Annotated in this window: 2 protein-coding genes; both read right to left on the bottom strand. The window is 54.5% G+C overall.

Features of this window, described 5'->3' with window-relative positions; all coding sequences use genetic code 11:
• Positions 1–147: 147 nt before the first annotated feature.
• Complete coding sequence (locus Q7T06_RS02650) at positions 148–462, bottom strand: pyrimidine/purine nucleoside phosphorylase (protein WP_304779698.1); 315 nt, start codon at positions 460–462, stop codon at positions 148–150.
• 26 nt (positions 463–488) lie between these two features.
• Entirely contained in the window at positions 489–1826 is a 1338-nt protein-coding gene (argG, locus tag Q7T06_RS02645; RefSeq protein WP_304779695.1) for an argininosuccinate synthase, read from the bottom strand.
• Positions 1827–1947 lie beyond the last annotated feature (121 nt).

Here is a 1947-nt window from a genome sequence, read left to right as displayed (position 1 = left end):
GCACTGTATGAGTCAATTCAAATCGGGATAACGATTTTCAACAACCTCATTATGGTGGAAGGCATGCAAGGCAGTCCATACTTCGACTGCAAAAAGCAAAAAAGCCCGACTTCATGACGAAGCCGGGCTTTTTTATTTGCTATTGAATCAGATGAAATGGCAAACGTAGTCCAGAGTTTCTACCGTTTCAATATCGAAGTTCGAATTCGCCGGCACTTCGAATTGCTGGCCGCCTTCATAGGTATTCCATTCCGTTGCACCAGCCAGGCGTATGCGGCATTTGCCGGCATTCAGTTCCATGATTTCAGCAGCGCCGGTATTGAATTTCAGCGTCGATGGAAAAATGATGCCTATGGTTTTCTTGGTGCCGTCCGCAAACAGCACGGTGTGCGACACGCATTTGCCATCGAAGTAAAGATTGGCTTTTTTGACGACGGAAACATTATCGAATTGAGTGGTCATGATCTGTATGTTTGATGTTGAAGGAATTATTTTTTGTCTTTTTCGAAGCGCGGCAGCGCCACCGAAGTGTTGCCAGTCAGCAGGCCGACATCACTGTAGATTGCCAGTTTGTGACGGGTATCGGTGATGTCCAGATTGCGCATCGTCAGTTGACCAATACGATCAGCCGGCGAGAACGGTGCATCTTCCACTTTTTCCATCGACAGGCGTTCCGGCTGATAGGTCAGGTTGTCCGATACCGTATTCAGGATCGAGTAATCGTTGCCGCGACGCAGTTCCAGCGTGACTTCGCCAGTGACGGCGCGCGCGACCCAGCGTTGCGCCGCTTCGCGCAGCATGATCGCCTGCGGGTCAAACCAGCGGCCCTGGTACAGCAGGCGTCCGAGGCGACGGCCGCTTTCGCGGTATTGCTCTATCGTGTCTTCGTTGTGGATGCCGGTGACCAGACGTTCGTAGGCGATGAACAGGAGCGCCAGACCCGGTGCTTCGTAGATGCCGCGGCTCTTCGCTTCGATGATGCGGTTTTCGATCTGGTCGCTCATGCCGATGCCGTGACGGCCACCGATGCGGTTGGCTTCCATCATCAGGTCGACCTGGCTCGAATAGACGATGCCGTTCAGTGCGACCGGACGTCCCTGTTCGAAACGGATAGTGACTTCCTCGCGCTTGACTTCGACATCGTCGCGCCAGAATGCGACGCCCATGATCGGTTCGACGATCTTCATGCCGCTGCTCAGGTGTTCGAGATCTTTTGCTTCATGCGTTGCACCCAGGATGTTGGAGTCGGTCGAATACGCCTTCTCGGTGGACATCTTGTAGTCGAAGCCGGACTTGATCAGGAATTCCGACATTTCCTTGCGGCCGCCGAGCTCTTGAATGAAGGTGTCATCCAGCCACGGTTTGTAGATGCGCAGCGCCGGATTCATCAGCAAGCCGTAACGATAGAAGCGTTCGATGTCATTGCCCTTGAACGTGCTGCCATCGCCCCAGATATCGACGTTGTCTTCCTTCATCGCCGCGACCAGCATGGTGCCGGTTACAGCGCGGCCCAGCGGTGTGGTGTTGAAGTAGGTGACGCCGGCGGTCGAGATGTGGAAGGCGCCGCTTTGCAGCGCGGCGATGCCTTCTGCCACCAGTTGCTCGCGGCAATCGATCAGGCGCGCCAACTCGGCACCGTAGGCCTTGGCTTTTTCTGGAATCGCGTTGTAGTCGGTTTCATCCGGCTGACCCAGGTTCGCGGTGTATGCGTAAGGAATCGCGCCCTTCTGGCGCATCCAGTGCAGCGCTGCACTGGTGTCGAGCCCGCCGGAAAAGGCGATGCCCACTTTTTGATTGACTGGAACGGATTGGAGAATTGTCGACATGATTTCTGCTTCGCGTGCTTGGATTGTGATTGCGGGTCAGGTAGAACCGAGCGGATCAATAAACCAACTCAGCTACCTGAACTAATTGGGTCGATGATTAATTGAGCTTGCCCAGGACCAG

The organism is Herminiimonas sp. (assembly GCF_030645555.1).
In the GTDB taxonomy this organism is placed as follows: domain Bacteria; phylum Pseudomonadota; class Gammaproteobacteria; order Burkholderiales; family Burkholderiaceae_D; genus Oxalicibacterium.
The sequence above is the reverse complement of the archived record's forward strand: the minus strand, read 5'-3'. Positions and strand labels throughout refer to the sequence as shown.